22 protein-coding genes and 1 tRNA gene are annotated in these 25388 nt (G+C 68.4%); 5 read left to right on the top strand and 18 right to left on the bottom strand.

The window, feature by feature from the left end:
• Positions 1-35 precede the first annotated feature (35 nt).
• Positions 36-494: a PH domain-containing protein gene (locus tag AB0I35_RS01055; RefSeq protein ID WP_357393235.1), complete on the bottom strand. Its 459-nt coding sequence runs from the start codon at positions 492-494 to the stop codon at positions 36-38.
• A 76-nt stretch (positions 495-570) separates the two neighbouring features.
• A complete protein-coding gene (gene crgA / locus AB0I35_RS01050; RefSeq protein ID WP_357393233.1) occupies positions 571-834 on the bottom strand; it encodes a cell division protein CrgA in 264 nt (87 codons plus the stop codon).
• 95 nt (positions 835-929) lie between these two features.
• Between crgA and AB0I35_RS01045 the strand changes: the two genes are divergently transcribed.
• From AB0I35_RS01045 to AB0I35_RS01035, 3 genes are all read left to right on the top strand, one after another.
• Positions 930-1592 carry an aminodeoxychorismate/anthranilate synthase component II gene (locus tag AB0I35_RS01045; RefSeq protein WP_357393232.1) on the top strand — a complete coding sequence of 221 codons (663 nt, stop codon included), beginning with the start codon at positions 930-932 and terminating at the stop codon, positions 1590-1592.
• A complete protein-coding gene (locus AB0I35_RS01040) occupies positions 1589-2341 on the top strand; it encodes a dihydrofolate reductase family protein (protein WP_357393230.1) in 753 nt (250 codons plus the stop codon). Before AB0I35_RS01045 ends, AB0I35_RS01040 begins: the two co-directional genes overlap by 4 nt.
• Positions 2342-2471: 130 nt before the next feature.
• Positions 2472-2930: a deaminase gene (locus AB0I35_RS01035; RefSeq protein ID WP_357393228.1), complete on the top strand. Its 459-nt coding sequence runs from the start codon at positions 2472-2474 to the stop codon at positions 2928-2930.
• A gap of 8 nt (positions 2931-2938) precedes the next feature.
• Here AB0I35_RS01035 and AB0I35_RS01030 read toward each other — a convergent pair whose 3' ends face one another.
• The 8 genes from AB0I35_RS01030 to AB0I35_RS00995 all read right to left on the bottom strand — a co-directional run bounded on the left by AB0I35_RS01030 (position 2939) and on the right by AB0I35_RS00995 (position 13242).
• On the bottom strand, positions 2939-3358 hold the full coding sequence (locus AB0I35_RS01030; protein WP_357393226.1) for a CBS domain-containing protein: 420 nt from the start codon (positions 3356-3358) through the stop codon (positions 2939-2941).
• Positions 3359-3423: 65 nt separating this feature from the next.
• Positions 3424-5313 (bottom strand): Stk1 family PASTA domain-containing Ser/Thr kinase, encoded by a 1890-nt coding sequence (pknB, locus tag AB0I35_RS01025; protein WP_357393224.1) that lies wholly within the window; start codon positions 5311-5313, stop codon positions 3424-3426.
• Positions 5310-6800, bottom strand: coding sequence for a serine/threonine-protein kinase (locus tag AB0I35_RS01020; RefSeq protein ID WP_357393222.1), 1491 nt, complete (start codon positions 6798-6800; stop codon positions 5310-5312). Before AB0I35_RS01020 ends, pknB begins: the two co-directional genes overlap by 4 nt.
• Positions 6801-6837: 37 nt before the next feature.
• On the bottom strand, positions 6838-8301 hold the full coding sequence (locus tag AB0I35_RS01015) for a penicillin-binding protein 2 (protein WP_357393220.1): 1464 nt from the start codon (positions 8299-8301) through the stop codon (positions 6838-6840).
• Entirely contained in the window at positions 8298-9770 is a 1473-nt protein-coding gene (locus tag AB0I35_RS01010) for an FtsW/RodA/SpoVE family cell cycle protein (RefSeq protein WP_067495175.1), read from the bottom strand. The genes AB0I35_RS01015 and AB0I35_RS01010 overlap by 4 nt, the downstream gene beginning before the upstream one ends.
• On the bottom strand, positions 9770-11212 hold the full coding sequence (locus AB0I35_RS01005) for a PP2C family serine/threonine-protein phosphatase (RefSeq protein WP_357393218.1): 1443 nt from the start codon (positions 11210-11212) through the stop codon (positions 9770-9772). Before AB0I35_RS01005 ends, AB0I35_RS01010 begins: the two co-directional genes overlap by 1 nt.
• Entirely contained in the window at positions 11209-11685 is a 477-nt protein-coding gene (locus AB0I35_RS01000) for an FHA domain-containing protein (RefSeq protein WP_067495180.1), read from the bottom strand. The genes AB0I35_RS01005 and AB0I35_RS01000 overlap by 4 nt, the downstream gene beginning before the upstream one ends.
• 165 nt (positions 11686-11850) lie before the next feature.
• Positions 11851-13242, bottom strand: coding sequence for an FhaA domain-containing protein (locus AB0I35_RS00995; RefSeq protein ID WP_357393217.1), 1392 nt, complete (start codon positions 13240-13242; stop codon positions 11851-11853).
• A gap of 218 nt (positions 13243-13460) precedes the next feature.
• Here AB0I35_RS00995 and AB0I35_RS00990 point away from each other — a divergent pair.
• Positions 13461-13543, top strand: a tRNA-Leu gene (locus AB0I35_RS00990).
• 57 nt (positions 13544-13600) lie between these two features.
• Here the strand turns inward: AB0I35_RS00990 and AB0I35_RS00985 are convergent.
• Together AB0I35_RS00985 and AB0I35_RS00980 are read right to left on the bottom strand one after the other, a co-directional pair.
• The gene (locus AB0I35_RS00985) at positions 13601-14239 is read right to left on the bottom strand and encodes a methyltransferase domain-containing protein (RefSeq protein WP_357393215.1); all 639 of its coding nucleotides are present in this window, start codon (positions 14237-14239) and stop codon (positions 13601-13603) included.
• A gap of 701 nt (positions 14240-14940) precedes the next feature.
• Positions 14941-15966, bottom strand: a complete 1026-nt coding sequence (locus AB0I35_RS00980) for a stage II sporulation protein M (RefSeq protein WP_357393213.1) — start codon at positions 15964-15966, stop codon at positions 14941-14943.
• Between the two features lie 18 nt (positions 15967-15984).
• Between AB0I35_RS00980 and AB0I35_RS00975 the strand changes: the two genes are divergently transcribed.
• Complete coding sequence (locus AB0I35_RS00975; protein ID WP_357393211.1) at positions 15985-16731, top strand: RDD family protein; 747 nt, start codon at positions 15985-15987, stop codon at positions 16729-16731.
• Positions 16732-16822: 91 nt separating this feature from the next.
• Here AB0I35_RS00975 and AB0I35_RS00970 read toward each other — a convergent pair whose 3' ends face one another.
• The 6 genes from AB0I35_RS00970 to AB0I35_RS00945 all read right to left on the bottom strand — a co-directional run bounded on the left by AB0I35_RS00970 (position 16823) and on the right by AB0I35_RS00945 (position 24501).
• A complete protein-coding gene (locus AB0I35_RS00970) occupies positions 16823-18118 on the bottom strand; it encodes a DUF58 domain-containing protein (RefSeq protein ID WP_357393209.1) in 1296 nt (431 codons plus the stop codon).
• 2 nt (positions 18119-18120) lie between these two features.
• Complete coding sequence (locus AB0I35_RS00965; protein ID WP_357393207.1) at positions 18121-19107, bottom strand: MoxR family ATPase; 987 nt, start codon at positions 19105-19107, stop codon at positions 18121-18123.
• Positions 19104-20120, bottom strand: a complete 1017-nt coding sequence (locus AB0I35_RS00960; protein ID WP_357393205.1) for a DUF4129 domain-containing protein — start codon at positions 20118-20120, stop codon at positions 19104-19106. Before AB0I35_RS00960 ends, AB0I35_RS00965 begins: the two co-directional genes overlap by 4 nt.
• Positions 20117-20977, bottom strand: coding sequence for a hypothetical protein (locus tag AB0I35_RS00955; protein WP_357393203.1), 861 nt, complete (start codon positions 20975-20977; stop codon positions 20117-20119). The genes AB0I35_RS00960 and AB0I35_RS00955 overlap by 4 nt, the downstream gene beginning before the upstream one ends.
• A gap of 37 nt (positions 20978-21014) precedes the next feature.
• Positions 21015-22568 (bottom strand): adenylate/guanylate cyclase domain-containing protein, encoded by a 1554-nt coding sequence (locus AB0I35_RS00950; protein WP_357393201.1) that lies wholly within the window; start codon positions 22566-22568, stop codon positions 21015-21017.
• Between the two features lie 166 nt (positions 22569-22734).
• Positions 22735-24501, bottom strand: coding sequence for a DUF4407 domain-containing protein (locus AB0I35_RS00945; protein ID WP_357393199.1), 1767 nt, complete (start codon positions 24499-24501; stop codon positions 22735-22737).
• Between the last annotated feature and the right edge of the window lie 887 nt (positions 24502-25388).

Raw genomic sequence — 25388 nt, 5'->3', positions numbered from 1 at the left:
GCGGCGGGGAGTTCTTTGCTTCACGTGAAACAACGTCAGTCGGTGGCGACCTTCGCGAACCCGTTGACGACGAGGGCGTCGAAGACGTCGGCGGGGTTGGCGCCCAGGTCCCAGCGGCCGAAGATCAGCAGGCGCTCGGTGTCGTTGTGGCGGACGTCGACCTCGAGCATGGTGTTCTTACGGCCGATGCGCCGGTAGGAGGTCACGCGGATCCGGTCGATGTGGTCGAGGGGGTATTCGTCGCGGCCGGTGAGAGTGCCGACGATGAGGCGCGGCGGGGAACCGGGAACCATGGTGAGCCGTGGCCGCTGCCGCAGGGCGAGCACGGCCATGGCCAGCACCGCGACGGCGGCGACACCGAGGAAGAGCCGCGAGGGACCGTCCTGGGCCAGAACGGCCGCTACGGTCAGCAGGAGGCCACCGCCGGTCACCGCGATCAGGGCGGCGGTCGGCGTGGTCCAGGACAAGCTGGCGGCGGGTCGACCTGCGTTCACGCGGCTTGTTCCCCCATTGATCCTCGAGTTGTCCACAGCTTCATCCACAGGTGTGCATGAATGACAACGGTGTAGTTCAGCGCCACCGCATGGTCATGATGAGCCCGATGACCATCAGGCCGAAACCGATCAGGAAGTTCCAGGCGTTCAGGTCGTTCATCCAGCTGATCTTCTCGGCGGCCAGGTAGTACACGAGCAGCCAGAGCAGGCCGGCCAGCATGAAGCCGAGCATGATCGCGACGTACCAGACAGGCGACGGACCCGCTTTGACCTTCACCGGGGTACGGCTGACAGGGCTCGGGGTGTAATCGGCCTTCTTACGGACCTTGGACTTGGGCATGACGTCCTCGAATTCTCCGGTACTGGTCGTCTCCTAGGCTATCCCACCAGGTAATGGATGCGACGACCTACCGGCCGGGCACGTACCCTCGTTGCATGCGTGTTCTGGTCGTCGACAACTACGACAGCTTCGTGTTCAACCTGGTGCAATACCTCGGCCAGCTGGGTGCCGACGCCGTCGTGTGGCGAAACGACGACCCGCGCCTGGCCGACCTCGACACCCTGCTCACCCGTGGCGACGAAGGCGGCGCTTTCGACGGCGTTCTGGTGAGCCCCGGACCGGGCAGCCCCGACCGGGCGGGTGCGAGCATTCCGCTGGTGCATGCCGCCGCCAAGTACGAGAAGCCGCTGCTCGGCGTCTGTCTCGGACACCAGGCGATCGGCGAGGCGTTCGGCGGCACCGTCGACCGGGCACCGGAACTGCTGCACGGCAAGACCAGTTCGGTGTACCACCTCGGCTCGGGCGTGTTGGCCGGTCTGCCCGACCCCTTCACCGCCACCCGCTACCACTCGCTCACCGTGCTCCCGGAGACCATGCCCGTGGAGCTGGAAGTGGTCGGCCACACCGAGAGCGGCATCGTGATGGCCATGCGGCACCGCAGCCTGCCGATCCACGGCGTGCAGTTCCACCCGGAGTCGGTACTCACCCAGGGCGGGCACCGAATGCTGGCCAACTGGCTCGAGGTCTGTGGCGAACGCCCGGCCGAGGCGCTGGTGTCGGCGCTCGAGGCGGAGGTCGCCGCGCTGGTGACCCCGTGAGCGAGGCGCCCGCGACATCCGGCGGTGGCGACGGGAGTGCCGCCGCGCCGAGACGCCCGCGAGTGCTGTTGTCCGTGGCGACCAGTCTCGACGGCTACATCGATGACGCGAGCGCGCAGCGGCTACTGCTGTCCAACAGCGCCGACTTCGACGAGGTCGATCGTTTGCGCGCCGAGTCCGACGCGATCCTGATCGGTGCGGGGACCTTACGGATCGACAATCCACGGCTGCTGGTCAACAGCGCTGAACGGCGGGCAACGCGCGTCGCGTCGGGACGGCCGGAGTATCCCGTGAAGATCACCGTCACCGCATCGGGTGAGCTGGATCCGGCGCTGCGCTTCTGGCACACCGGAGGCGCGAAGATCGTCTACACCACCACGGCGGGTGCGGTCCGGCTCGGTGACCGGCTCGCCGACAGCGCCGAGGTCGTGTGCCTGGGCGACCGGCTCGATTTGGCCGCCCTGCTCGACGACCTCACCGCACGCGGTATCCACAGGCTGATGGTCGAAGGCGGCACCGGGATGCACACGGGTTTCCTCGCCGCCGACCTGGTCGACGAGATCCGCTTGGCGATCGCTCCGATCCTGGTCGGTGACGCGGCCGCGCCCCGCTTCGTCGGCCCGGCCCTGTTCCCCGGGGGGCCGCAGCGTCGACTCCACTTGACAGGTGTGGAACAACTTGGGGATGTCGCTGTGGTGAACTACCTGGTCGGCCCGCCGACAGACCTGGTTCGTCCACCGGCTCTGTGATCGGATTCCCGCTGTCGACCTGGGAAAATACCGCTGTTCACAGTTCATCACCGGTGTATTGCACAACCTGAACATGACCGACTCCACAACTGCCACAGGCTGTGGACAACTTCCGAACCCAGGGGAAATCGTGCACACAGACAGCCTCGATCACCGCTTCATGCACAGGGCCATCGAGCTGGCCCGGCAGTGTCCGCCCAGTTCGACGGCCTACTCGGTGGGCGCGGTCATCGTCGTCGACGGTGTGGAGATCTCCACCGGCTACTCACGCGAGACCGACGCCAAGGTGCACGCCGAGGAATCGGCGCTGAACAAACTCGACGCCGACGACCCCCGCCTGGCCCGCGCGACGATCTACAGCACGCTCGAACCCTGCTCGACGCGCGCCACCGCGACCCGGCTGCCCTGCACCGACCGCATCCTGGCGGCGGGTATCCCCAGGGTGGTCATCGCCTGGCGCGAACCGAGCCTGTTCGTCGCGGCCTGCGAGGGTGTGGACAAACTCAGCACCAACGGTGTGGAGGTCGTCGAACTCACCGACCTGGCCGAGGCGGCCAGGTCGATGAACGATCACCTCGACCTGAGCTGACGGCGGAGTCAGGGCCGCCCGTAGATGGCGGTGACGAACTCGCCGAGCTGATTGTCGTCCAGGTGGCGGGCCAGATCGGCCTCGCTGATCATGCCGACCAGCCGCTTGTTCTCGATCACCGGCATCCGCTTGACCCGATGGTCTTCCATCTGGTCGAGCACGTCTTCCACATCGGCGTCCGCGCTGATCCAGCGGGGCGTGGCCTCGCACAGTTCGGCCGCGGTCGTCAGTTCCGGCGACAGGCCGCGCGCGATGCACTTCACGACGATGTCGCGGTCGGTGATGATGCCGCACATGCGTTCGTTGTCGTCGGCGACGACGAGCGAGCCGACACCGAGATCGGCCATCGCCGACGCGGCCGTGGCCACGGTGTCGTCGCGGGTGATCCACTGAGCGCCGGGCTTCATGATGTCCCTGGCTGTGGTCATGGGCTACCTCCTCGTTCAGCAGTGCTGGGTGGGATGGAGCTAGCCCAAGTCTAGGCCCGTGGGCCTCACCGTGGAATGGGTGAGGCGCCTACCTGCAGGATCACGTTTCCGCTCATCGTCACCGACGTGCCCGCCGGCGGGTTCTGCCCCACGACCTTGCCCGAGGCGCTGCCGTCGAGGGTGATGACCGTCGTCTGGCTGAGCTGACCGGTCCAGCCCTGCGCGCGCAGCTTCTCCTGGGCCTGGGTGGGGGTGAGCCCGGTCAGGTCGGGAACGGTGATGCGGTCGCCGAGGGACACCTGCACGGTGATGGTCGAGCCCTTCTCCGCGTTGCTGCCGCCCGCCGGGCTCGTGGAGAGCACCTGGCCCTTCGGCTGAGGCGAGAGCACCTCTTTGACCTCCACCTTGAATCCGGCGCTCACGGTGAGGTTCGGTTCGGCGACGGAGATGTCCTGGCCGACCACGTCGGGTACCCGGACCTGTTCGGGCCCACTGCCGATGACGATGACGATCGGCTGCGCGATGTCGATGCGCACGCCCGCGGTCGGTTCCTGCCCGATCACCCGGTCGGTGTCGGCGACGCTGGAGGCGCGCCGCTGCACGTTCGGATCCATCTGCAGCCCGGTCGAATTCAGCGCCTGCTCGGCCTCGGCCTGGGTCATCCCGAGGATGCGCGGCACCGCGACCTGCGCGGGTCCGGTCGACACCTGCAGGGTGACGGTGCTGCCCTCGTCGATGCGCGACCCGCCGAGCGGCTGGGTGGCGATCACGTTGCCCGGCGCGACCTTGCCGTCCGGTTTCTGCTGCACGGCCACGCTGAAACCGGCCTTGACGAGCTCGGATTCGGCCTGCTGCGCGGTCTTGCCGGACAGATCCGGCACCGCGACCTGGTCGGGCTTGCTGCCCGGACCGATCAGCACCCAGAACATGCCGAACGCGACGGCGAGCGCCGCGGCGACGCCGAGCGCGATCAAACCGGTGCGATTGCCCTGCTCGGCGGGCGGGCCGACGGCGGGGTGTTCGGAGGTGTCGTCGCGGTCGTGGAACCGGCGCGGCGCGGGCTCGTCGTAGCCGGCGTAGTCCTCGTCGTTCATCACCATCGGCGCACTGGGCTTCTGCCCGCCGAGCACGCGGATCAGATCGGCGCGCATCTCCGCGGCGGTCTGATAGCGGTTGGCCGGGTTCTTGGCCATCGCCTTGAGGATCACCGAATCGAGCTCGCGCGGCACCGCCGGATTCACCGACGACGGCAGCGGCGGGTCTTCCTTCACATGCTGATAGGCGACCGCGACCGGCGAATCACCGGTGAAAGGTGGCTGGCCGGTGAGGATTTCGAACAGCACACAGCCGACCGAGTACACGTCCGAGCGCGCGTCGACGGTCTCGCCGCGCGCCTGCTCGGGGGAAAGGTATTGCGCCGTACCGATCACGGCGGCGGTCTGGGTCATCGGGTTGGAGCTGTCGGCGATCGCCCGCGCGATGCCGAAGTCCATCACCTTCACCGCGCCCGCACGGTTGATCATGATGTTGGCGGGCTTCATGTCCCGGTGGACGATGCCCGCCTTGTGGCTGAAGTCGAGTGCGGCGCAGACATCGGCGACGATCTCCATCGCCTTGCGCGGTGCCAGCGGACCCTTGCCGCGCACGATGTCGCGTAGGGTGTCGCCCTCGACGTATTCCATGACGATGTAGGGCAGCGGCCCGTCGTCGACGGTGGCCTCGCCGGTGTCGTAGACCGCGACGATGGCCGGGTGGTTCAGCGCGGCCGCGTTCTGCGCCTCACGCTTGAAGCGCAGGTAGAACGTTGGGTCGCGGGCCAGGTCGGCGCGCAGCACCTTGATCGCGACGTCGCGCGAAAGGCGCACGTCGCGGGCCTTGTGCACCTCCGACATGCCGCCGAACCCGATGATCTCGCCCAGCTCGTACCGCGAGGAGAGATTCTTCGGGGTGGTCATTGCTGTCCTATGTTCGGGCCTACGGCGTTGTTGTCCTCATTCGGAAATGGTAGATCGAGGGTGGGGATGCGCGGCTTGTCCCGGGTGGTGGTCGCCGCCGCCGGTTTCGTGGTGGTCGGCGCGGGTTTGGTCGTCTTGGGGACGGTGGTCGTCGGTTCCGGTTTGGTCGTCGTCGGTTCCGGCGTGGTGGTCGGCGGTTCCGTGGTCGTCGTCGGTTCCGGCGTGGTCGTCGTCGGGCGATCGGGTTGCGTCGGCGCGGGTTCCTCGGAGGTGACCGGCGGCGGCAGCGGACGGGTGGTCGTCACCGGCGGGGCCACCGGGGCGGTGGTCTGCACGGTGGTGGTGTTCGGGCCGGTGTCGCGATTGGGTTCGCCGCCGAACAGCAGCCAGATCACACCACCGCCGAGCAGCAGCGCGCCGACACCGAGCGCGATCAGCCATTTCTGGTTGTTCCTGGAATCTTTGGTCGCGGCGACAGCGGCGGGTGCGGCGGCCTGCGTGGCCGGGCCCGCGTATCCGCCGGTCGGCGGTTGATTGCCGAAACGCATGGTCGCGCCGTCGTAGTCGGCGGCCGGAATCACGGTGGTGGGGCCGGGTGGCAGTACGCGGGTCGCCCCGGTCATCGACGCGGCGGCACCACCGGGCACGGGCGGCATGTGCCCGGCGCGCACGGCGGCGACGGCGTCGGCGAACTCGCCACCGCTGCGGTATCGCTGTGCCGGGTCCTTGGCCATGGTGATCGCGATCAGTTCGTGCACATTGGCAGGCAGATCGGCGGGCAGCGGCGGCGGCGCGTCGCGCACGTGCTTCATGGCGACGGTGATCGCGCCCTCACCGGTGAACGGGCGGACGCCTGCCAGCGCCTCGTACCCGACCACACCGAGGGAGTACACGTCTGAGGCGGCGGTGGCGTCCTCGCCGACGGCCTGTTCGGGCGCGATGTACTGGGCGGTGCCCATCACCATGCCGGTCTTGGTCACCGGGGAGGCGTCGACGGCCTTGGCGATGCCGAAGTCGGTGATCTTCACCTGACCGGTCGGCGTCACCAGGATGTTGCCCGGCTTCACGTCGCGGTGCACCACACCTGCGGCGTGGGCCACCTCGAGCGCGCGTCCGGTCTGCTCGAGCATGTCGAGGCCCTGGATCACCGAGAGCCTGCCCATGCGGTTGAGCACGGCGTTGAGCGGTTCGCCCTGCACCAGCTCCATCACCAGGTAGGCGGTTTCGCCGCCGGACGGGTCGGTGGTCTCGCCGTAGTCGTAGATGCCCGCGATCCCCGGCGCGTTGAGCTGCGCGGTGGTGCGTGCTTCGACCCGGAACCGCTGACGGAACGTCGGGTCGGCGGAGAACTCGGTCTTGAGGACCTTGACCGCCACCCGGCGGTCGAGCCGGGTGTCCATCGCTTCCCACACCTGACCCATACCGCCGGTGGCGATGAGCCGCTGCAGGCGGTAGCGGTCGGCGATCATGGCGCCGTTGTTCAGCATCGGGGCCCCCGTGTTGTCACTCGCACACTCATTTCGTTCAGCCCCCTGCCAGGCCTGCGTCCAGTACCGACCTGGCGATCGGTGCGGCCACCGAGCCGCCGGTCGCCGCCAGCGCCCGGTCGCCGCCGTTCTCGACGATCACCGCGATGGCGATCTTCGGGTTCTGCGCGGGCGCGAAGGCCATATACCAGGCATGCGGCGGGGTGTTACGGGGATTGCTGCCGTGTTCGGCCGTGCCGGTCTTGGACGCGATCTGGTACGGCGACCGGCCGCCGCCCGCGGTGTTGGCTTCGGAGGCGATCATCAGGTTCACCAGGCTCGACGCTACCTGTGGACTCACGGCTTGGCCCACCGAGAAGGGCTCGGTCACACTCAGCTCCGACAGGTCGGGAGCCTGCGTCTGGTCCACCAGGTACGGCTGCATCCGGGAGCCGCCGTTGGCGATGGTCGCGGCGATCACGGCGACGTCGAGCGGGGTCACCGCGACATCGCGCTGACCGATGCTGCTCTGGCCGAGAGCCGCGTTGTCGGGGATCGGCCCGACCGTCGACTCGGCGACCGGGATCGGGACGCCGCGGTGCGGGCCGATCCCGAAGGCGGCGGCCTGGTCCTTGAGTTCGGCGGCGCCGACCTTCATCCCCAGCTCGACGAACCCGGTGTTGCAGGACCGCCGGAAGGCCTCGGTGAGCGAGGCGGTCGGCTGGTCACCACAGGTGGCGCCGTTGTAGTTCTCCAGCGTGGTCCTGGTGCCGGGCAGGGTGATGTTGGGGGCGGCGGTGAACTGGTCGTCCACACTCACACCGTTGGCCAGCGCGGCGGCGGTGACCACGGCCTTGAAGGTGGAACCGGGCGGATAGGTCTGCGAGACCGCGCGATTGAGCATCGGCTGGGACGGGTCGTTCTTGAGCCGGTCCCACGCCGCCCGGCCGGCCGCACCGTCGTGACCCGACAGTTCGTTGGGGTCGTAGCTCGGCGTGGAGACCATCGTCAGGATCTTGCCGGTGCTCGGCTCGATCGCCACCACCGAACCGGTGTAGCCCTTGGCCGTCATCTCGTCGTAGGCCACCTGCTGCATCACCGGATTCAAGGTGGTGATCACATTGGCGCCGCGCGGGTCGCGACCGGAGAACATGTCGACGAGCCTGCGCCCGAACAGGCTCGAGTCGTTGCCCGAGAGCAGCGGGTCCTCGGCCAGCTCGATCCCGGTCTTGCCGTACTGCATCGAGTAGAACCCGGTGACGGGTGCGTAAGCCGGTGGGCTGCTCGGGTATTGGCGCAGGTACTTGTACCGGTCGTCGGTGGCGACCGAACCGGCGAGTACGGTACCGCCCGCCGAGATCTGGCCGCGCTGGCGCGAGTACTCGTCGAGCAGCACGCGCACGTTGCGCGGATCGGCGCGCAGGTCGTCGGCCTTGACCACCTGCAGATAGGTGGCGTTCACCAGGAGCGCGACGACCATCACCATCACGGCGACGGCGACCCGGCGTAGTGGAGTGTTCATGCGCTCGCCCTGCCTTCCGACCTGCGCAACAACTCGGTCGACGCCTCGGCGATCGGCGCCGGTGCGCGTTTGCGGGTCGGCGCGGGCGCGCGGGCGGCGTCGGAGATCTTGATCAGCAACCCGAGCAGCGCGTAGTTGGCCAGCAGCGAGGAGCCACCGTAGGAGATGAACGGTGTGGTCAGACCCGTGAGCGGGATCAGCTTGGTGACGCCGCCGACCACCACGAAGATCTGGATGGCGATGGTGAACGACAGGCCGGCCGCGAGCAGCTTGCCGAAACTGTCGCGCACGGCGAGCGCGGTGCGCAGCCCACGCACGATGAAGATCAGGAACAGCATCAGCACGGCGGCCAGGCCGATCAGGCCGAGTTCCTCACCGATGGTGGTGACGATGAAGTCGGTCTTGGCGAACGGCACCTGCTGTGGACGCCCACTGCCGAGGCCCGTGCCCGCCAGGCCGCCGGTGGCGAAACCGAACAGCGACTGCGAGATCTGGTAGCCGGTGTTGTGGTAGTCGTCGAACGGGTGCAGCCAGGTGTCCACGCGCACTCGCACATGCCCGAAAAGCTGGTAGGCGAACACGAAGCCGAGCGCGAGCAGGCCGCCGCCGATGAGCAACCAGCCCACCCGTTCGGTCGCGATGTAGAGCATCACCAGCACCGTGCCGAAGATCAGCAGCGAGGTGCCGAGGTCCTTTTCGAGCACGAGCACACCGATGCACACGACCCAGACGATCAGCACCGGACCGAGGTCGCGCGGACGCGGGAACTCCATGCCGAGGAAATGCTTGCCCGCGGCGGTGAACAGGTCACGCTGGGCGACGAGCACACCCGCGAAGAAGATGATGAGCAGGATCTTGGCGAATTCGCCCGGCTGCACACTGAATCCGGGGAGTTTGATCCAGATCTTGGCGCCGTTGACTTCGGAGAACCGGCTCGGCAACAGTGCCGGAATCGCCAACGCGATCAGTCCGACCAGGCCTAGTGTGTAGGTGTAGCGCGCCAGCGTGCGGTAGTCACGCAACACGATGAGCAGGCTGATGAACACCACGATGCCGAGGCCGGTCCACATGATCTGCTGGTTGGCGTCCGGGGACGGGATGGGGCTCGAGTCGTATGCCGCTTGCTGCGCGTCGGCGAGGTCGAGGCGGTGAATCAGGACGAGACCGAGACCGTTGAGCAGCGCCACGATCGGTAGCAGTAGTGGGTCGGCGAACGGCGCGAACCGGCGAACCGCCAGGTGCGCCACCCCGAACAGCGCGAGGAAGGCCACGCCGTACTTGGCGATGTCCCAGGTGATCGACTGTTCCTGGCTCGCCTCGACGATGAACAACGACACCGTCGTGATACCCGCCGCGCCCGCCAGCAGCAACAGCTCCTGATTCCGCCGCGTCGAGGGCGGCGGTGCGGGCGCGAATCCGCCTGGGGGACTCGGGAAAGCCCCCGCCGACGGTGGTGCCGGTGCGGACATCAGTCCGTCACCCGGCAGTTCTCCCCTGAGATCTGCGGGGAAGGTGTCGGGGTGGGCGTAGTGGTCGGTGCGGGCGTCGGGGTCGCCGTGGCCGGCTGATCACCGGGGCCGGGCGCGGGTGCCGGGGTGGCAGGGGGAACCTCGGTGGGCAGCACACCCGGCTGCGGCACCGATTCCTTCTTGGGGCACGGGTCGAGCACCTCGCCGGTCAGCCGACGCATGCTCTCGCGCGCCTGGGCCAGCGAATCCGGCGGCAGGCTGCGCTCCACCTGGTCGCGGCCGGTCTGCTTGAGATCGCTCACCATCAGCTTCTTGCAGCCGTTGGGGGCGGTGGCGCCGACCTCGAGGAGCGTGATCTCGTTCTTGCTGTTCACGCAGGCGGTGAGCTCCACATCGTGGATGGCGTAGCCGAGGATCGAACCGGGCAGGCCGCGCATCACGACCACCTGATCGTTGTCGGCGCCCACGTAGTAGTTGCTGCGAATCATCTTGTAGCCCACCACGAGTCCCACCGCGACGGCCACGATCAAGGCCACCGACAGCAGCAGCCAGCGCAGCTTGTGCGACTTGGTCTCCGGCGGCGGGGGAGCGGCGGCGGCCCGGCGCGGCTGGGCGCGCGGCGGACGCATGGCGGCGGCGCGGCCTGCCGCGGTGTTCGGCGGCGGCGCGTCTTCCTCCTCCTCGGTGGAGGCGGCACCGGCGACGATCGGATGACTCTGCCCGTAGTCGAGGTCGATCACATCGGCGACGACAACGGTGACGTTGTCGGGACCGCCTGAGCGCAAAGCCAATTCGATGAGCCGGTCGGCGCACTCGTCGGTATTGCCCTCGCGCATGGTGTTGCCGATGGTCTCGTCGCTCACCACGTCGGAGAGTCCGTCGGAGCACAGCAGATAGCGGTCACCGGCGCGGGCTTCGCGCATGATGAGCGTCGGCTCGATCTCGTTGCCGGTGAGGGCACGCATGATCAGCGAACGCTGCGGGTGGGTGTGCGCCTGCTCGGGCGTGATGCGGCCCTCGTCGACCAGCGACTGCACGAAGGTGTCGTCGCGGGTGATCTGGGTGAGTTCGCCGTCGCGCAGCATGTAGGCGCGCGAGTCGCCGATGTGCACCATGCCGAGTTTGCGGCCCGCGAAAAGGATGGCGGTGAGCGTGGTGCCCATGCCGTCGAGTTCGGGTTCGGCCTCGACGTGATCGGCGATGGCGGCGTTGCCGGAGCGGGTGGCGCGGTCGAGCTTGCCGAGAATGTCCTCGCCGGGTTCGTCGTCGTCGAGATGCGCCAGCGCGGCGATCATCAACTGGGAGGCGACTTCACCGGCGGCGTGTCCACCCATACCGTCGGCGAGGGCCAGCAGGCGAGCGCCCGCGTAGACCGAATCCTCGTTGTTGCCCCGGACGAGTCCGCGGTCGCTTCGCGCGGTGTAGCGCAGAACAAGTGTCACGATCGCAGCTCGATCACTGTTTTGCCGACCCGGACAGGAGTGCCGAGCGGAACACGGACGGCGGTGGTGACTTTCGCGCGGTCGAGATACGTGCCGTTGGTGGAACCGAGGTCTTCCACGTACCAGTCGTCACCACGCTGAGAGAGTCGCGCGTGCCTGGTCGAGGCGTAGTCGTCGGTGAGTACCAGCGTCGAATCGTCGGCGCGGCCGATGAGAACCGGCTGCGTGCCGAGTGTGATCCGAGTGCCGGCTAGTGAACCATGAGTCACCACTAGATACTTGGCGCCCTTCTGGCCTCGGCTCAGGGATGGCAGACCGATGGAACCACGCGCTCCGCGTGCGGCCCTCGGCTGTATCCGGATGCCGGATGCCGCGTAGATATCGCTGCGCAAGGTCCGCAGAACGGCCCAGACGAACAACCAGAGCAGCAGCAGGAACCCCGCGCGGGTCAATTGCAGGATCAATCCCTGCACGGCGTTCCACCTCCTGTTCGCCCGGGTACGTCGGTACGGCAGGGGACGAAGTGACCCCCACCAGCGTGCTGGCTTGCGGGCCCCGAGGTCGGGGCCGTGCGTGTGATGGCAGCATCATAGGGCCGACGGCGTCGACACGTGACCTGCACCGCGCAGCTTACGGGATCAGACGATCCTGATCAGGATCTCGGAATGTCCGGCCCGGATGACGTCACCGTCGGCGAGCTGCCAGTCCTGTACCGGCGAGCCGTTGACCAGCGTGCCGTTGGTGGAACCCAGGTCGGAGAGCATGGCGGTCTGGCCGTCCCAGCGGACCTCGATGTGGCGGCGCGACACACCGGTGTCGGGCAGTCGGAAGTGCGCGTCCTGGCCGCGGCCGATGATGTTGGAACCCTCACGCAGCTGGTAGGTGCGGCCGCTGCCGTCGTCGAGCTGCAGCGTGGCCGAGTAGCTGGACTGGGCCGGGGCACCGTAACCACCCGCGGGCTGGCCGTAACCGGCTTGCGGCTGGGCGTAACCACCCTGCTGGCCGTAACCGGCCGGCTCCTCGTAAGCGGGCTCGGCGTAACCGGCCGCCTGGGCGCCGTAACCGGAGGACTGACCGTAGCCGGGCTCGGCGTAACCGTTCTGGCCGTAGCCGCCCTGCTGGTCGTAACCGGGCTCGGCGTAACCCTGCTGCCCGTAGCCGGGCTGCTGGCCGTAGGCCTGCTGCGGATCGGCGTAACCCTGCTGGCCGTAACCACCCTGCTGGTCGTAACCGGGCTCGGCGTAACCGGGCTGGCCGTAACCACCCTGTTGGCTGTAGGCCTGCTGGCCGTACCCGCCCTGCTGGTCGTAACCGGGGTCGGCATAGCCCTGCTGGCCGTACCCGGGCTGACCGTAACCCGGCTGCGGGGCCTGGTCGTACCCGTTGTGGTACTCGCCGCCCTGCTGGCCGTAGGCGGGGTCGTAGCCGGGCTGGCCCTCGGGCGCGCCGTAGCCACCGCGGCCGTAGTCGTCGGCAGGCGGATAGGGAGCCCCAGGCGCGGCGGGCGGCGGTGCGTACCCGCGGTTGCGTGGATCGGACTCCGCGGGCTCTCGGCTTGGCTCGTAGCCTGAGTTGTGCGTCATGGGGCCAGCTCCTGGTTGCGGGTGTGCGGGTCGTTGTGGCGGTCCGGGGCGAGGTGGGACGGTCCCGCGACCGGCGTCGGGGTCGACGCGGCCGCTCGCTCTGAACATTCCGGTGTGCAGCGTAGGTGATGCCTCGAACGCCACGTGCACTTCGCCGTAGGTCTGCCAGCCCTGCTCGCGGATGTAATCCTGCAGATGTTTGGCGAACGCCTTGGTTGTCAGGTCGTGATCTGCGTCGAGTTTCCCGAAATCTGATTCGTTGATCGTGATCACATAACTGTTGGGTGCGAGCTGATGCCCGCCCTCCAGATCCTGGATCCGATCTGCGGCTTCGCGCTGCAGCGCGGCCTCTACCTCCTGGGGAACGACGCTGCCGCCGAACACCCTCGCGAACACGTCACCGACGGCGCTCTGTAAGCGACGTTCGAATCTCGACACGATGCCCATCACAGCCCTCCCTTCGGTGCGCGTGTCCGTCCTGTCGGAGTGCCCTTTACGGCGTGTCCGAACCCGACCACGTTCCTTGCATGATATCCACGATCCTCCTACCAGGTAACTCCCGGCGCGGCGCCCCGGTTCCCGAGCCGAACGCGTCCGTATCGCCGCAGGTCAGGGGCCCGATTTTATTTTCAGCCGGAGGGCATGTTAGATTTTTCGAGTCGCTCGGGCGAGTGGCGGAATGGCAGACGCGCTGGCTTCAGGTGCCAGTGTCCGTAAGGACGTGGGGGTTCAAGTCCCCCTTCGCCCACAGAGAGCAAAAGGCTCGATCCCACGGGATCGGGCCTTTTGTCGTTTCCGGTGACGTTCACTCCTTGCGGGCGACAAGTAGGTGGAAGGGGAACGGCGGGCCGGGCAGGGTGCGCTGTTCGATCGTGAAGCCGGCCCCGGTGAGCGCGCCCGTCACCTCGACCACCGGACGCAGCGTGAATCCATAAGGGGTGAAAGGCATCCGGGCCATACCGTCCGGATCGCCGATGCCGATCACGGCCGTGCCGCCGGGTCGGAGCACGCGGGCGAGTTCGGCACACGCGGCGGGCAGGTCGTCGAGGAAGTAGATGGTGTTCACCGTGATCGCCGCGTCCAGGCTCGCGTCGGGCAGCGGCAGGGCGGCGAGGGTGCCCTCGGCGAGCACGAGCCGGTCCTCGGCTACCTCCATGGCGTAGGTGCCACGGGCGCGGGCGAGCATGTCGGGCGAGGGTTCGATGCCGTGCACCACGCCGTCCGGGCCCACTCGCTCCAGCAGCATCGCCAGGCCCGCGCCGCCGCCGAAACCGATATCGGCCACATCCGCGCCCGCGGCGGGGGCGGCGCCGTCGACGGCACCCGCGATGGCGCGTTTGTTCCCCCGGTTGAGGAGTAAGGCCACCACCTTGCCGAGTGGTCCGTGCGGATTACCGAGCTGGCCGGCAACGATGGTGAGCAAACGGTCCTTGACCCCGGTCATCTCGTCATCGTAGGGCTTCGCCGTTCCGGGGCGGTGAGGCGAAGATCACAGCGCGGCAATCCGGCCGTCTTCCAGCTGTTTCACTGCCCGTCTCGCGCCGTTCGGGAGGCTCTGCGCAACTTGTCAGCCGCGCAGTAAGTAGCTGTATGGCAGGTGATTCGACCTGATTGCTAGTTGTTGATCATGTTTGCAGCCTTGTAAACAAACTTGAGGTTTCTTTTAAGGCTCCGAGTATCGCGCAAACCGAAATCCTGTTGCCGTTGTCGCAGGTTATCGGCTATGCGCGCGGTGAGAACGGAGGTGTGGGCAATGGGCAGCAATATTCCCTGGACCGCGCGATCGAACGCATGGGACCGGTGGTCCCAGGTTTGCCGAAGGTGAATTCCCGGTGTGTGTAATTGCCGCCCCGACGAAGCGCCAGGAGTTAGCTGCAGTTGTGGAGAGCATGCGCTTCACATGCCTTCGCGGACCCGCACTAGATACGCCTAACCTGCGCGTTGGGGGTTGCATGGGCATAACGATTGTGTACAGTTAACGGCAACGCTGGCCGCAGCTCGAGCTCGACTCGCTGCGGCCAGCGGAACTCAAATCGGGGGAGTTCACCAACTCGTAACCTTACGTAGCTGTCGATTGCCCAGTGGGCTCACAGCCGAGGTGTGCTCGGAGTTGCCTGCCGCACAAATGCACGTGCAGATGCGTGATCACACCCGAGCGGCAACCTTCGGCAGCCATCGCAGGGCCGGATCGGGCATGGCCTCGGGCAGCGCGGAAGCGGCGTCCTGTTCTTCGGCGACCCGGCGACCCACCACGAACACGTAGGCGAGGAACAGTCCCTCGGCCAGGAAGCCCAGCGCGATGCGCACGGGCGCCGGCAGGCCGCTCGGCGTCACGAAGCCCTCGAGCAATCCACACACCAGCAGCACCGCGACCAGACCGAGCGCCACGGTGGCAGTCGCCCTGCCTTGCCGGGCCATCGCGGCGGCCCGGCTCGACCGACCGGGATCGACCAGCGTCCAGCCGAGCTTCAGGCCGACACCGCCCGCCACGAACAGCGCCGTGAGCTCGAGCGTTCCGTGCGGAAGGATGAAACCGAAGAACGAGTCGAGCCGGTCGGCGTCGGCCATCAATCCACCGGTTATCCCCAGATTCAGCGCATTCATGAACAGGGCATACACAGCCGGGAGAATCAGCACGCCGGTGAACAAGGCGATGGCCGAGACCCAGGAATTGTGGGTCCACACCTTGGCGGCGAAGGCGTCGTTGGGGTGTTCGGAATAGTAGGTCTCGAACGAACCCCCAGGTCCGGTGATGATCGAGTGATCGCCTTCGGGTATCCCCAGGGCTTCGCGGGCACCTGCAGAGTTGTCCACAAGCACCGCGATCACCGTGCTGACGAGCAGGAAGATCGCGGTTGTCCCCAACCACCACGGCCACGCTCTGTACACAGCCGCCGGAAAGCCCCTGGTGAAGAATCTGCCCATCTCGCGCCACGGCTGGGAGCGCGCCGCGAGCACGCGCCCACGCGCGCGGGCGAGCAGTGCGCTGAGCCCGGCGAGCACCTCGGGATCAGCGCGATGACTCTGCAGCTTGGCCAGCTGCTGGGACGCCGAGCGGTACAGGGCGATCAGTTCGTCGGCCTCGGCCCCGGTGAGCCTGCGCTGACGGACCAGCTGATCCAGCCGATACCACGACCGTTGACGCGCCCAGCTGTAGGCATCGGTGTCCATATCGGGAATGCTAGCCACATGGCCGAATTCACCACCGGCGAAGCGGTGGCGCTCGAACTTCCCATCGCGCGTATCCCCAGCCGTGCGGGCGCTTTCCTGATCGACCTGATGCTGCAGCTGACGCTGGCCTTCTGCCTGTTCTACGCCGGGATGCTGATGCTGTTGTGGAGCGCCGCCGACGAGGCGTGGATCTCGGTGCTCGGGGTGGTCACCATCGTGACCGTGCTGGTCGGCTACCCGGTGTGCAGCGAAACCCTGACGCGTGGACGTTCCCTCGGGAAGATGGCGTTCGGGCTGCGGGTCGTGCGCGCCGATGCGGGCCCGACGGATTTCCGGCATGCGCTCACCCGTGGGCTGGCGGGGGCGATCGTCGACTTCTGGATGCTCGGTGGCTTCGGCGCGGTCGCGGTGATCACCTCGCTGTGCTCACGCGAGGGCAGGCGCGTGGGTGACGTACTCGCGGGCACGGTGGTTGTGCACACCCGTCAGCAGCTTCCCCGGCCCGCGCTGGCGGCCGCACCACCGTGGCTCACCGGCTGGGCGGCGCAGCTCGACCCGACCGGCCTGTCCGACGACCTCGCGACGGCCGCACGGCAGTACCTCACCAGGCTGCGCACCCTCACCCCGGCCGCCCAGCACCACCTGGGGACGAAGCTGGCCGAGTCGATGTGTGCGGCGGTCCGCGCGCAGGTGCCCGCGGGCTATCCCCCGTATCACGTGATCGGCGCGATTCTGTCTCGGCGCCAGCAGCTTTCGCTGCGCTGAGAAGTTGTGCACAGGCTCACCCTGTGGACAACCTGTTGGTGAATCGGTGCATGAACTGTGAGCGCCGGTGGAAACTCCGGCTGTCCACAACTCAGAGCGAACCGGACCGCTTGAGCTCCAGATACTCGTCGGCGAGCGCCTCCGGCAGTTGATCCGGCGCCGCGGTGACCACCGCGACCCCGCGCCTGCGCAGGGATTCCCGCACCACCGCGCGCTCGGCCAGCACGGTCTCGGCGGCGGCCGAGGTGTAGACGGCATCGGCGGTTTCCCGGTCGCGAGCGGCGGCGGCGATGTCGGGGTCGGTCACCGAGACGATGAGCACCCGGTGCCGTCGGGTGAGCGTCGGCAGCGCGGGCAGCAGATGTTCGGTGACCGTCGGACCGTCGAGACTGGTGAACCACACGATCAGCGCGCGCCTGCGCACCCGGGCGAGCACGGTGCGAACCAGGCCGTCGGTGTCGGTATCCACAAGCTGCGGCGTGACCCCGGCAAGGGTGTGCATAAGTTTCATCGGCAGGCCCACACCACCGGCGCCGCTCACCTCCGCCCGCACCGTGCGGTCGTAGGCCAGCAGGTCGACGGTGTCGCCCGCCGCGCCGGCCAGTCCGCCGAGCAGCAGGGCGGCCTCGATCGCGCAGTCGAGCCTGGTGCCGTCGCCCACCCGGCCCGCGCTCACCCGGCCCGTGTCGAGCACCATCAGCATGTGCCGGTTGCGTTCGGGCCGCCAGGTGCGCACGAGCACATCGGTGGCGCGCGCGGTGGCCCGCCAGTCGATGCTGCGCACGTCGTCGCCTGCCACGTACTCCCGGAACGAATCGAATTCGGTGCCCTGACCACGGGTATTGGCGACATTGCGGCCCTCCAGGTGGTGCAGTCGCTTCACCTTCGACCGCAGCAGGCGCTCACTGCGGAAGGCTGGCAGCGCGCGAACGCGGGCGGGTGCGTCGACGCGGGTCTGCCGTCCGGCCATGCCGAGTGGTCCGAGCAGGCGCACTGTCACCGGACCCGCCACCCGGTCACCCCGATACACCGGAGTCAACCTGGTGCGGAGCCGGATCCGGGTGTTCGGTGCCAAAGCCAGGCGCCGCGTGCGGTATTCGGCGCGCGCACTCTCGGGCCACGCATCCCAGAGCAGCCCGCGAACCGTGGTGGTGCCCGTATTGGTCACGGCCAGTTCCACTTCCGTCTCCCGGCCCAGCCGGACGACGGTCAACGGTTCGCGCGTCACGGTCAGCGTGTTCGGGCGGGCGGCAAGCGCCCCATCGATCAGCAGGACGACGAGCAGCAGCGAACTCGCGCCGAGCACACCACCGAACGACGGAACGGCGAACATCACCAGCGCACCCGCCATCGCGGCGAGCAGCGCGAACCGGCCTGTGACGACCACCGCTACACCGGAACCGGCACCGAGCCGAGCAACGACGCGAGCACACCCTCGGCGCTCACCCCGTCCAGCTCGGCCTCCGGACGCAACTGCAGACGGTGCCGAAGCACCGGAACCGCAACGGTTTTCACATCGTCGGGGGTCACGTACCCGCGCCCGTTCAGCCAGGCGAAGGCGCGGGCCGCGGCGAGCAGCGCGGTGGCGCCACGGGTCGAGGCACCGTGCGCGACGGCGGGCGAGGACCGGGTGGCCCGGCACAGGTCGACGATGTAGGCGAGCACCTCGGGACTCACCGTCACCTGGCCCACCGCGGCGCGCGCGGCCGCGATGTGCTCGGGGCCCGCGACCGGCCGCAACCCGGCCGCACCGAGATCGCGTGGGTCGAAGCCGTTGGCGTGGCGCTGCAGGATGCGGAACTCGTCGTCGCGTTCGGGCAGTCGGATGTCGACCTTGAACAGGAACCGGTCGAGCTGCGCTTCGGGCAGTGGGTAGGTGCCCTCCTGCTCGATCGGGTTCTGGGTGGCGATCACCACGAACGGGTCGGGCAGCGGCCGGGGTTGTCCGTCCACCGAAACCTGGCGCTCCTCCATCGATTCCAGCAGCGAGGACTGGGTTTTCGGTGGGGTGCGGTTGATTTCGTCGGCCAGCAGCAGGTTGGTGAACACGGGCCCCTGCCGGAAGGTGAACTCGGCCGAATGCGGGTCGTAGATCTGCGACCCGGTGACATCGCCCGGCATCAGGTCGGGGGTGAACTGCACCCGGGCGTGCTCGAGGTCGAGCGAGGTGGCCAGCGCGCGCACCAGCAGCGTCTTCGCCACGCCCGGCACACCTTCCAGCAGCACGTGCCCCCGGCACAGCAGCGCGAGCACCAGGTACAGCACGGCCTGATCGTTCCCGACCACCGCCTTACCGATCTCGGTACGCAAGGCGGCCAACGCCGCCCCGGCCTCGGCCGCGGTCGGCGTCTTCTGCAGGACAGTGTTGTCGGTCATCCGAGCTCCGTCTCGATCCATTCGAGGTGTGCGGCAACGTGGTAGAGGGTTGGTTCGTCGGGCACCGGGCCGAACAGTACGGTGCCGATTCGGGGGGCCGGGGTGCCGAGGCGGGTGGCGATGGTCGCGACGAGTTGGTCGTCGGTTCGGGCGCCGAGGCGTGGCCGGATTCGGCGCAGCGTTGCCGAGCGCAGGATGTGGGCGACGTACGCCACGTCGCCCGAGCGGCGGTACAGCCCGGCTTGGCCCGCGAGCAGTTCGTTGGCGGCCACTTCCACCGGGCGTGGTTCGCCGACCAGTGCGCCGCGTCTGCGGGCCCGCCACCACACCACGACGGCGAAGGCGATGAGCAGCTGCAGGCCGCCGTAGGCCAGCCAGCCGGGCAGGGTGCTGAAGATCGAGTCGCTGCCCGTGGGGTCGGGGAGGTCGTCGGGCCGGTCCGGTGGGCTGTCGATGTCCGGTGGCGGGTCGGGCGGGGTGGGTGCGTTGGGCGCGCCGCAGGATTGCAGGCCCGCGTACAGGAGCAGGCCGAGGAACAGGATGCCCGCGAGGACGGCCCAGAACCGTGGGTTACGCAGGATCGCCGGAAGCGGCGGAAGTTGTCGCCGCGGTGCGGGTTCGGTGTCGACGATCTCGATGTCGACCGGCTCGGCGGCTGGTGGTGGCGCGTGCTGGGAGTAGCGGTCGGCGTATTCGAGGTGACGGTATTCGTCCTCGGTAGCGCGCCGGCCGCCGTACACGACCTCGTCGAAAGTTCTTGCCGCCGGATGTAATTCGGTGGACTGTTCGGGTGGGAGGGCGAGGGTCGCGTCGTCGGCGGTTTCCCGCGCGGTGCGTGAGCGGCGTACCGGCAGGCTGCCGTTCTGCTCCAGTCCGCGCAGGACGGCGCGGAAGCGTTCCCGTACGGCACGGTCGAAATCGCGGCGGCCCGCGGCGTTCTCGGCTTCGGCGCGGTGGTCGGCGGCCGGGCCGAGCCGGGGCGGTGGCGGGGGACCGAACTGGTTGTCGTTCATCGGTTCGCACCCGGAATGCGGATGTCGAGCCCTTCGCGGACACAACGGCGGTCGATGTAGCAGAGCACCCGGCTGGTGGATTCGACGATCTCGGCGACCGTCACCACCAGCAGCAGACCACCGACCACCAGTGTGATGAAGGCCCATCGGTGGGTGCCGGAGAAGTCCGACAGAAAGAAGGGGATACCGAAGGCGGGCACCGCCAGCACGGCGAACAGCACCCGCTGGGTGAGCCAGAGACCACCGATGCTCCAGTTCGCGCCCGCCACCAGGTCTTTCGAGCGGGCAACGGCCTGGCGGTAGCCGGCGTTCTCGGCGATGATCGCGGGTTCGGTGACGAACCGGCGCGCCCGCAGATTCGACAGCCAGATCAGGGCGAGCGGATAGGTGATGACCAGCAGGCTGCCGACCGCCAGCACGCCGATGCCGATGAGCGAGAACATGATCTGGGCGAGCACGAGCGGCCCGCCGTGGTGTGCGGCGGTCCGGATGCCCGCCCGCAGGCCGATGCGCGCGCCGGAGAAGTCGGCCAGTGCCAGGGCGACGGTCGTGCCCCGCAGCATCAACCGCGACAACCACACGAACGCGGCCGTTGCCAGCACCGCCGCCCACGCGGTACCCGCGTCGGAGCCGTCGGTGAGATGCGAGACCAGGCCGGTGATGCCGAGAACACCGAGTACGGCGAGGGTGAGCGTTGCCCCCGCGAGCGCGGCCAGCGGCCGGATATGGGCTTGGATCAGGGCGAACGGCTCGTCGAGCAGTTCACGAAATCGCAGGGGGCGGATCGGGACCGTCGGCGTTTGTGCCGGATCGATGCCCGCCCCGACGGCGCCGACCGTGGTCACGACGGGGCGCACGGCCCGAGTCTAGCGGGGCCGGGCCGGGGGAGTGGGTTCACGGAGTGTGCGGCAGGGCGAGGTGGGTGGGTTGCAGGCGGCCACGCAGCGTGACTTGCTCGCCCAGGGTCCAGTGGTTCGCTTCGGTCGGCGCGGACTTGGTGAGGGTGGTCGCGGAGGTGAGCAGGCGTTGCTCGTACTGCTTGGACAGTTCGCACAGGCGGGCCGCCTCGTTGACCGCGTCGCCGATGACGGTGAACTCGTAGCGGTTGTGGGTGCCCACATTGCCCGCGACCACGCGCCCGGCGGCGACACCGATGCCCGCGTCCAGGTCGGAGGTGTCACGCAGGCGGCGCTGGATGGCGCGGGCACATGAAAGAGCTTCGCCCGCCGCGTCGTCCAGCGGCGCGGGAGTGCCGAAGATGGCAAGGGCCGCGTCGCCTTCGAACTTGTTGAGCAGACCACCGTGGCGTTCCACCTCGTCGACGACGATGTCGAAGAAGCGGTTGAGGATGCCGACGATCTCGGGTGCGGGGAGGGTGGCGGCCATGGTCGTCGAGCCGATGATGTCGATGAACAGGGCGGCGGCCTCGGTTTCGGTCCCGCCGAGGACGGGGCGCGAGGCGATGGCGGCCATGGCGACGTCGTGGCCGACGTGTTTGCCGAACAGGTCCTCGATCATGGCGCGTTCGCGCAGGCCGTGCACCATGTGGTTGAAGCCGCTCTGCAGCTCACCGAGTTCGGTGCCGTCGTAGAGCGCGATCTCGGCGTCGAGGTCGCCGTTCTCCACGCGGCGCAACGCCTGGCGCACGCCACGGATCGGCGCGACCGTCGCGGCGACCACCTGCGCCATGAGCACCATGCCGAACAGCAGCGCCGACCCGCCGAGACTGAGCACGCACACGGCCAGGCGCGCCTTGCTCACCTGGGGATCGGCCAGCGCCCAGATGGCGACGACCATCGCCAGCGCCACCGGCACACCGACCCCGACCAGCCACGACAACATGGTGCGGCCGAACACGCCGATGCCGCGACGGCGTTGCGGATCGGCTTGCAGCACCCGCGCGGTGACGGGCCGCAGCGCGAATTCGACGATCAGATAGCTGTTGGCGCACACCACGATCGCGGCCGACCCGATGGCGAGGATGAGTTTGGGAATGAGTCCCGGCTCGATCACGCCGTACACAACGGTGAGCACGATGAGCGCTAAAGTCCACAGCATCGCCTGCTGCAGCACCATCCAGCGCGGCGCCGAGACGGTGACGCGCTGTTCGGCCGGTGTCGGCACGTGCTCGGGGTCGGTGGCCCAGCGCATGGTTCGCAGCCCGGCGACGGTCCCCCACACCGTGCCGATCGCGAGCGCGGCCACCGCGCACAGCGGCGTGAACACGGCGTTCACCAGCAGCAGTCGCCCGGTGAACATGCTCGGCCCCGGTAGCACGAACCCCGCGAGCACGATCGTCATCGCGATGCCGATGAGGTTGGCGATGAGCAGGGGAGCGGTGAGCAGCAACTGCACCCGCACCCGGCGGATGGTCGCCTTCTCCTCGGCGGGTCCGAGCAGGGGCGAACCCCAGGGCGAAGACGTCCCGGAGCGTACGTCGCTGATCACCTTCGAACTGTAAACCGAATCAACCCGAACTGGCCAACCTGTTAGCTAGGTCACTGGCGAATCAGGTATGTATAACAACTGAGTACCGCGCGTTTTGTCGTTCACAACCGGAGTATGTCGGTGCGCTCGATCACCGCTGCCACTCAGTGAACAGATGTCCACTGAGTTATCTAGCAGGCGGCAGTTGACGCTGCTGACCACCCGGCAGCTCCTGCGCATCCGACCCGGCCAGCTCACCCTGCCCGGCGGCGGGCAGCGCCGTGCCCTGTCCTGCTGGCACCGCGGTGTAGCTCGGTTGCCCAGGGTACTGACGCGGATCCGGGTGGTAGTTCCGGCCGGGCGCGTCCACCACGTTCGACGCGATCTGCTGCGCGTACGGGTTGTACTGCGGTTGTGGATAACCCGCGGGCAGGTAACCCTGCTGTCCGGGCGCCAGCTGGTACGGCTGCTGCGGCGCCTGCTGGAACTGCTGCTGCGAGTCCTGGGTATCGACGGTCACCTTCCGGCTGCGGCGCAGCGTGAAGGTCACCTCCTCGACCTCTTCGAACGCCTGCCGCGCCGTCCGCAGCGGATGCGTGGCCGAGTCGATGGCATTGGCGACGAACGACGGCACGAGCGGCCGGATCCAGCGCGCGGCGGTGTCGGTGAACGGCACGGTCCCGATGATCGGCAGCTCCAGCCCGCCACCGGTCGGCGCCTGCGGCGGTGCCTGCGCGGCGGGTACCAGCGCACCGGTCTGGCCGTGCGGCAGGGCGTGCGGGAGGTATCCGGCGGGCAGCTGCTGCTGCGAAGTCGGCTCCAGAGCCACGGACTCGTCCTTTCGATGCGGCTCGGTGTACCCGAGCTCGAAACCGCCGATCGCGGCGATGATCCTGGTTCGCTGACGTTCTCGATCGATCACGCCGTCGGCCTCGATGGCCAGCCGTTGCGAGTCGAGTTCCTGCTCGGCCCGCAGCACGGCCGTCTCGGTGCGCACCTCGGCCTGTTTCACCGCGATGGCGGCGTCGGCGGCGCGTTCGGCCCGGTCGGCGATCTCGTCGGCGGCGACCTTGCGGTCCAGCGCGGTCTCCCCACGCCACCAGCGCAGCAGCAGCGGCGACAGTGCCAGTGCGATTGCGGTGACCAGCATCAGCAGGCGAAGCGCGGCGCCGCCGAGGTGATCGGCGGTGTAGCCGTTCATGGCCAGCCAGCGGGCACCGATCCCGCGATCGCCCTCGGCGAAGGCGTCGGCGCGGGCCGCGGCCAGCTCGGCCGTTTCGGCGCGCACGCGCTGGTCGAGGCCGTCGGTGCGGGCCTGGGCGGCGGCGAGCTGCTTGCGGGCGTCGTCGAGCATCTCGTTGGCGGTCTGGGCCTCGGGTCCGCGACCGGGAACCCCGGTGATGCGGGTCTGTGGGCACTCCGGGGTCGGATTGAACTCGCAGCGCGCGATGACGAGGTTGCGGTCGATGTCGGCCTGCGCGGTCGCGATGGACGCGTCGAGCGCGGCGCGGTCGGCGACGGCGAGGTCGTACTCGGCGCGCGCGGTGACCACGGCGGGCGCCTGTTCGGCATCGGCGTGGGCGCGCACGTCCAGCTCGCGGTCGACGGTCCCGCCGAGCAGCACGGTGGTGGCCAGCTCGGCCACGAACACTCCGGCCAGCACGCCGACTCCGAGGCGCGCGGCGGTGCCGCGCCGGTCGTCGGTCGTGTTCCTGGTGGCAAGCGCCCGCCCGATCGCGCCCGCCGCCACGGCGGCGAGCAGCGCGAGCACGACGACGAAGAAGAACCCGATCCCGTCGGCGGCGGCGAGCGCGACGGCGGTGACCAGCCCCGCGACCACGGCGAACAGCGCCACCGCGGCGCCGGTGACGACGTATCCGGCGTGGTCGGGCCCGTCGTTTCCGCGCGAAGGCGTGACGAGGCCGCCGCCGAGCCAGGCGAGTGTGCCGGTCATACCTTCTCCCCGGTTCTTTCGCGTGGCGAAACTGTCATGGATTCGTGGTGTCAGCGTGACAGGCCCGGCGCCGCCACACCGAGCGGCGAAGCGGTATTTGTGGTCAGCCTCACAGATCTGAACTCCCGGCATCGCGCCGGCACTCGCCGTGGGCCGCCGACCTCGGCGTGTCGGCCCCGGCGAGCCGCATCGGCGCCCGTTCCGGGGGCCTCGTGTGGCGAACGACACTGCCGCGAGTTAGCTGGATATGTGCTGTGAAGAGCGTCTCACTCGCAGACCGTACGGTCGGCTGGCTACCAGGGCATGTCGGGGCGCTGTCGGGAATATCTCACCGCCGGTGGCCCCGGTTAGCGGGAAACCATAGGTTTGACCTGCACTTTGCTGGGGAATCCTGCTGCGATGCAGGTGAGTTCGGTCGAAGGTCACACGCCTCCGGCCGGTTCCGGCTCGCCCGTCGACGATGTTCGCGCAGGTCGGCGCCGGTTCTGCGGGATCGATCCGGCTCCCGCCCTGCTTTACACTGGACGACGCGCGTGACGATACGGGCTGCGTTACAAACCCCAGCTAGACAGGGTTACTAAGCCCAACCTTAGTTGGTTGGGTCTGCGGTCTGACTTATCGTTTGCTCTTACGCCGAACGCACCCTTGTTCGGCACAACCACCTGTTCGGGGTCCGGTGAAACCGGGCCAAGAGTAGCGGGTGAAACCCCGCGCGGAGGTAAGGGACAGGTAAGCGTCCCGTTACCTCTGAGCACCCCCACTACGTCAACGAAGCGGGTGGACAACTGGAGACGTGACTGCACGCCGCAAACCATCATCGCCGCTGGTTTCGGATCGTACGGACGCAGTCTTGACGGAGGCGAAACGACGAAGGGTCCACGCTCAGC

This window comes from Nocardia sp. NPDC050378 (assembly GCF_040655675.1).
GTDB lineage: Bacteria > Actinomycetota > Actinomycetes > Mycobacteriales > Mycobacteriaceae > Nocardia > Nocardia coubleae.
Note: the sequence above shows the minus strand (reverse complement) of the source record. Positions and strands in the feature narration are given on the sequence as shown.

Coding starts and splice junctions, on each gene's coding strand:
- AB0I35_RS01010 (WP_067495175.1), bottom strand. CDS start 9,770: ATGTCCGCACCGGCACCACCGTCGGCGGGGGCTTTCCCGAGTCCCCCA.
- AB0I35_RS00965 (WP_357393207.1), bottom strand. CDS start 19,107: ATGACCGACAACACTGTCCTGCAGAAGACGCCGACCGCGGCCGAGGCC.
- AB0I35_RS01020 (WP_357393222.1), bottom strand. CDS start 6,800: ATGCTGAACAACGGCGCCATGATCGCCGACCGCTACCGCCTGCAGCGG.
- AB0I35_RS01045 (WP_357393232.1), top strand. CDS start 930: ATGCGTGTTCTGGTCGTCGACAACTACGACAGCTTCGTGTTCAACCTG.
- pknB (WP_357393224.1), bottom strand. CDS start 5,313: ATGACCACCCCGAAGAATCTCTCCTCGCGGTACGAGCTGGGCGAGATC.
- AB0I35_RS00975 (WP_357393211.1), top strand. CDS start 15,985: ATGGCCGAATTCACCACCGGCGAAGCGGTGGCGCTCGAACTTCCCATC.
- AB0I35_RS00980 (WP_357393213.1), bottom strand. CDS start 15,966: ATGGACACCGATGCCTACAGCTGGGCGCGTCAACGGTCGTGGTATCGG.
- AB0I35_RS01030 (WP_357393226.1), bottom strand. CDS start 3,358: ATGACCACAGCCAGGGACATCATGAAGCCCGGCGCTCAGTGGATCACC.
- AB0I35_RS00960 (WP_357393205.1), bottom strand. CDS start 20,120: ATGAACGACAACCAGTTCGGTCCCCCGCCACCGCCCCGGCTCGGCCCG.
- crgA (WP_357393233.1), bottom strand. CDS start 834: ATGCCCAAGTCCAAGGTCCGTAAGAAGGCCGATTACACCCCGAGCCCT.
- AB0I35_RS00995 (WP_357393217.1), bottom strand. CDS start 13,242: ATGGGCATCGTGTCGAGATTCGAACGTCGCTTACAGAGCGCCGTCGGT.
- AB0I35_RS00945 (WP_357393199.1), bottom strand. CDS start 24,501: ATGACCGGCACACTCGCCTGGCTCGGCGGCGGCCTCGTCACGCCTTCG.
- AB0I35_RS01015 (WP_357393220.1), bottom strand. CDS start 8,301: ATGAACACTCCACTACGCCGGGTCGCCGTCGCCGTGATGGTGATGGTC.
- AB0I35_RS00985 (WP_357393215.1), bottom strand. CDS start 14,239: ATGACCGGGGTCAAGGACCGTTTGCTCACCATCGTTGCCGGCCAGCTC.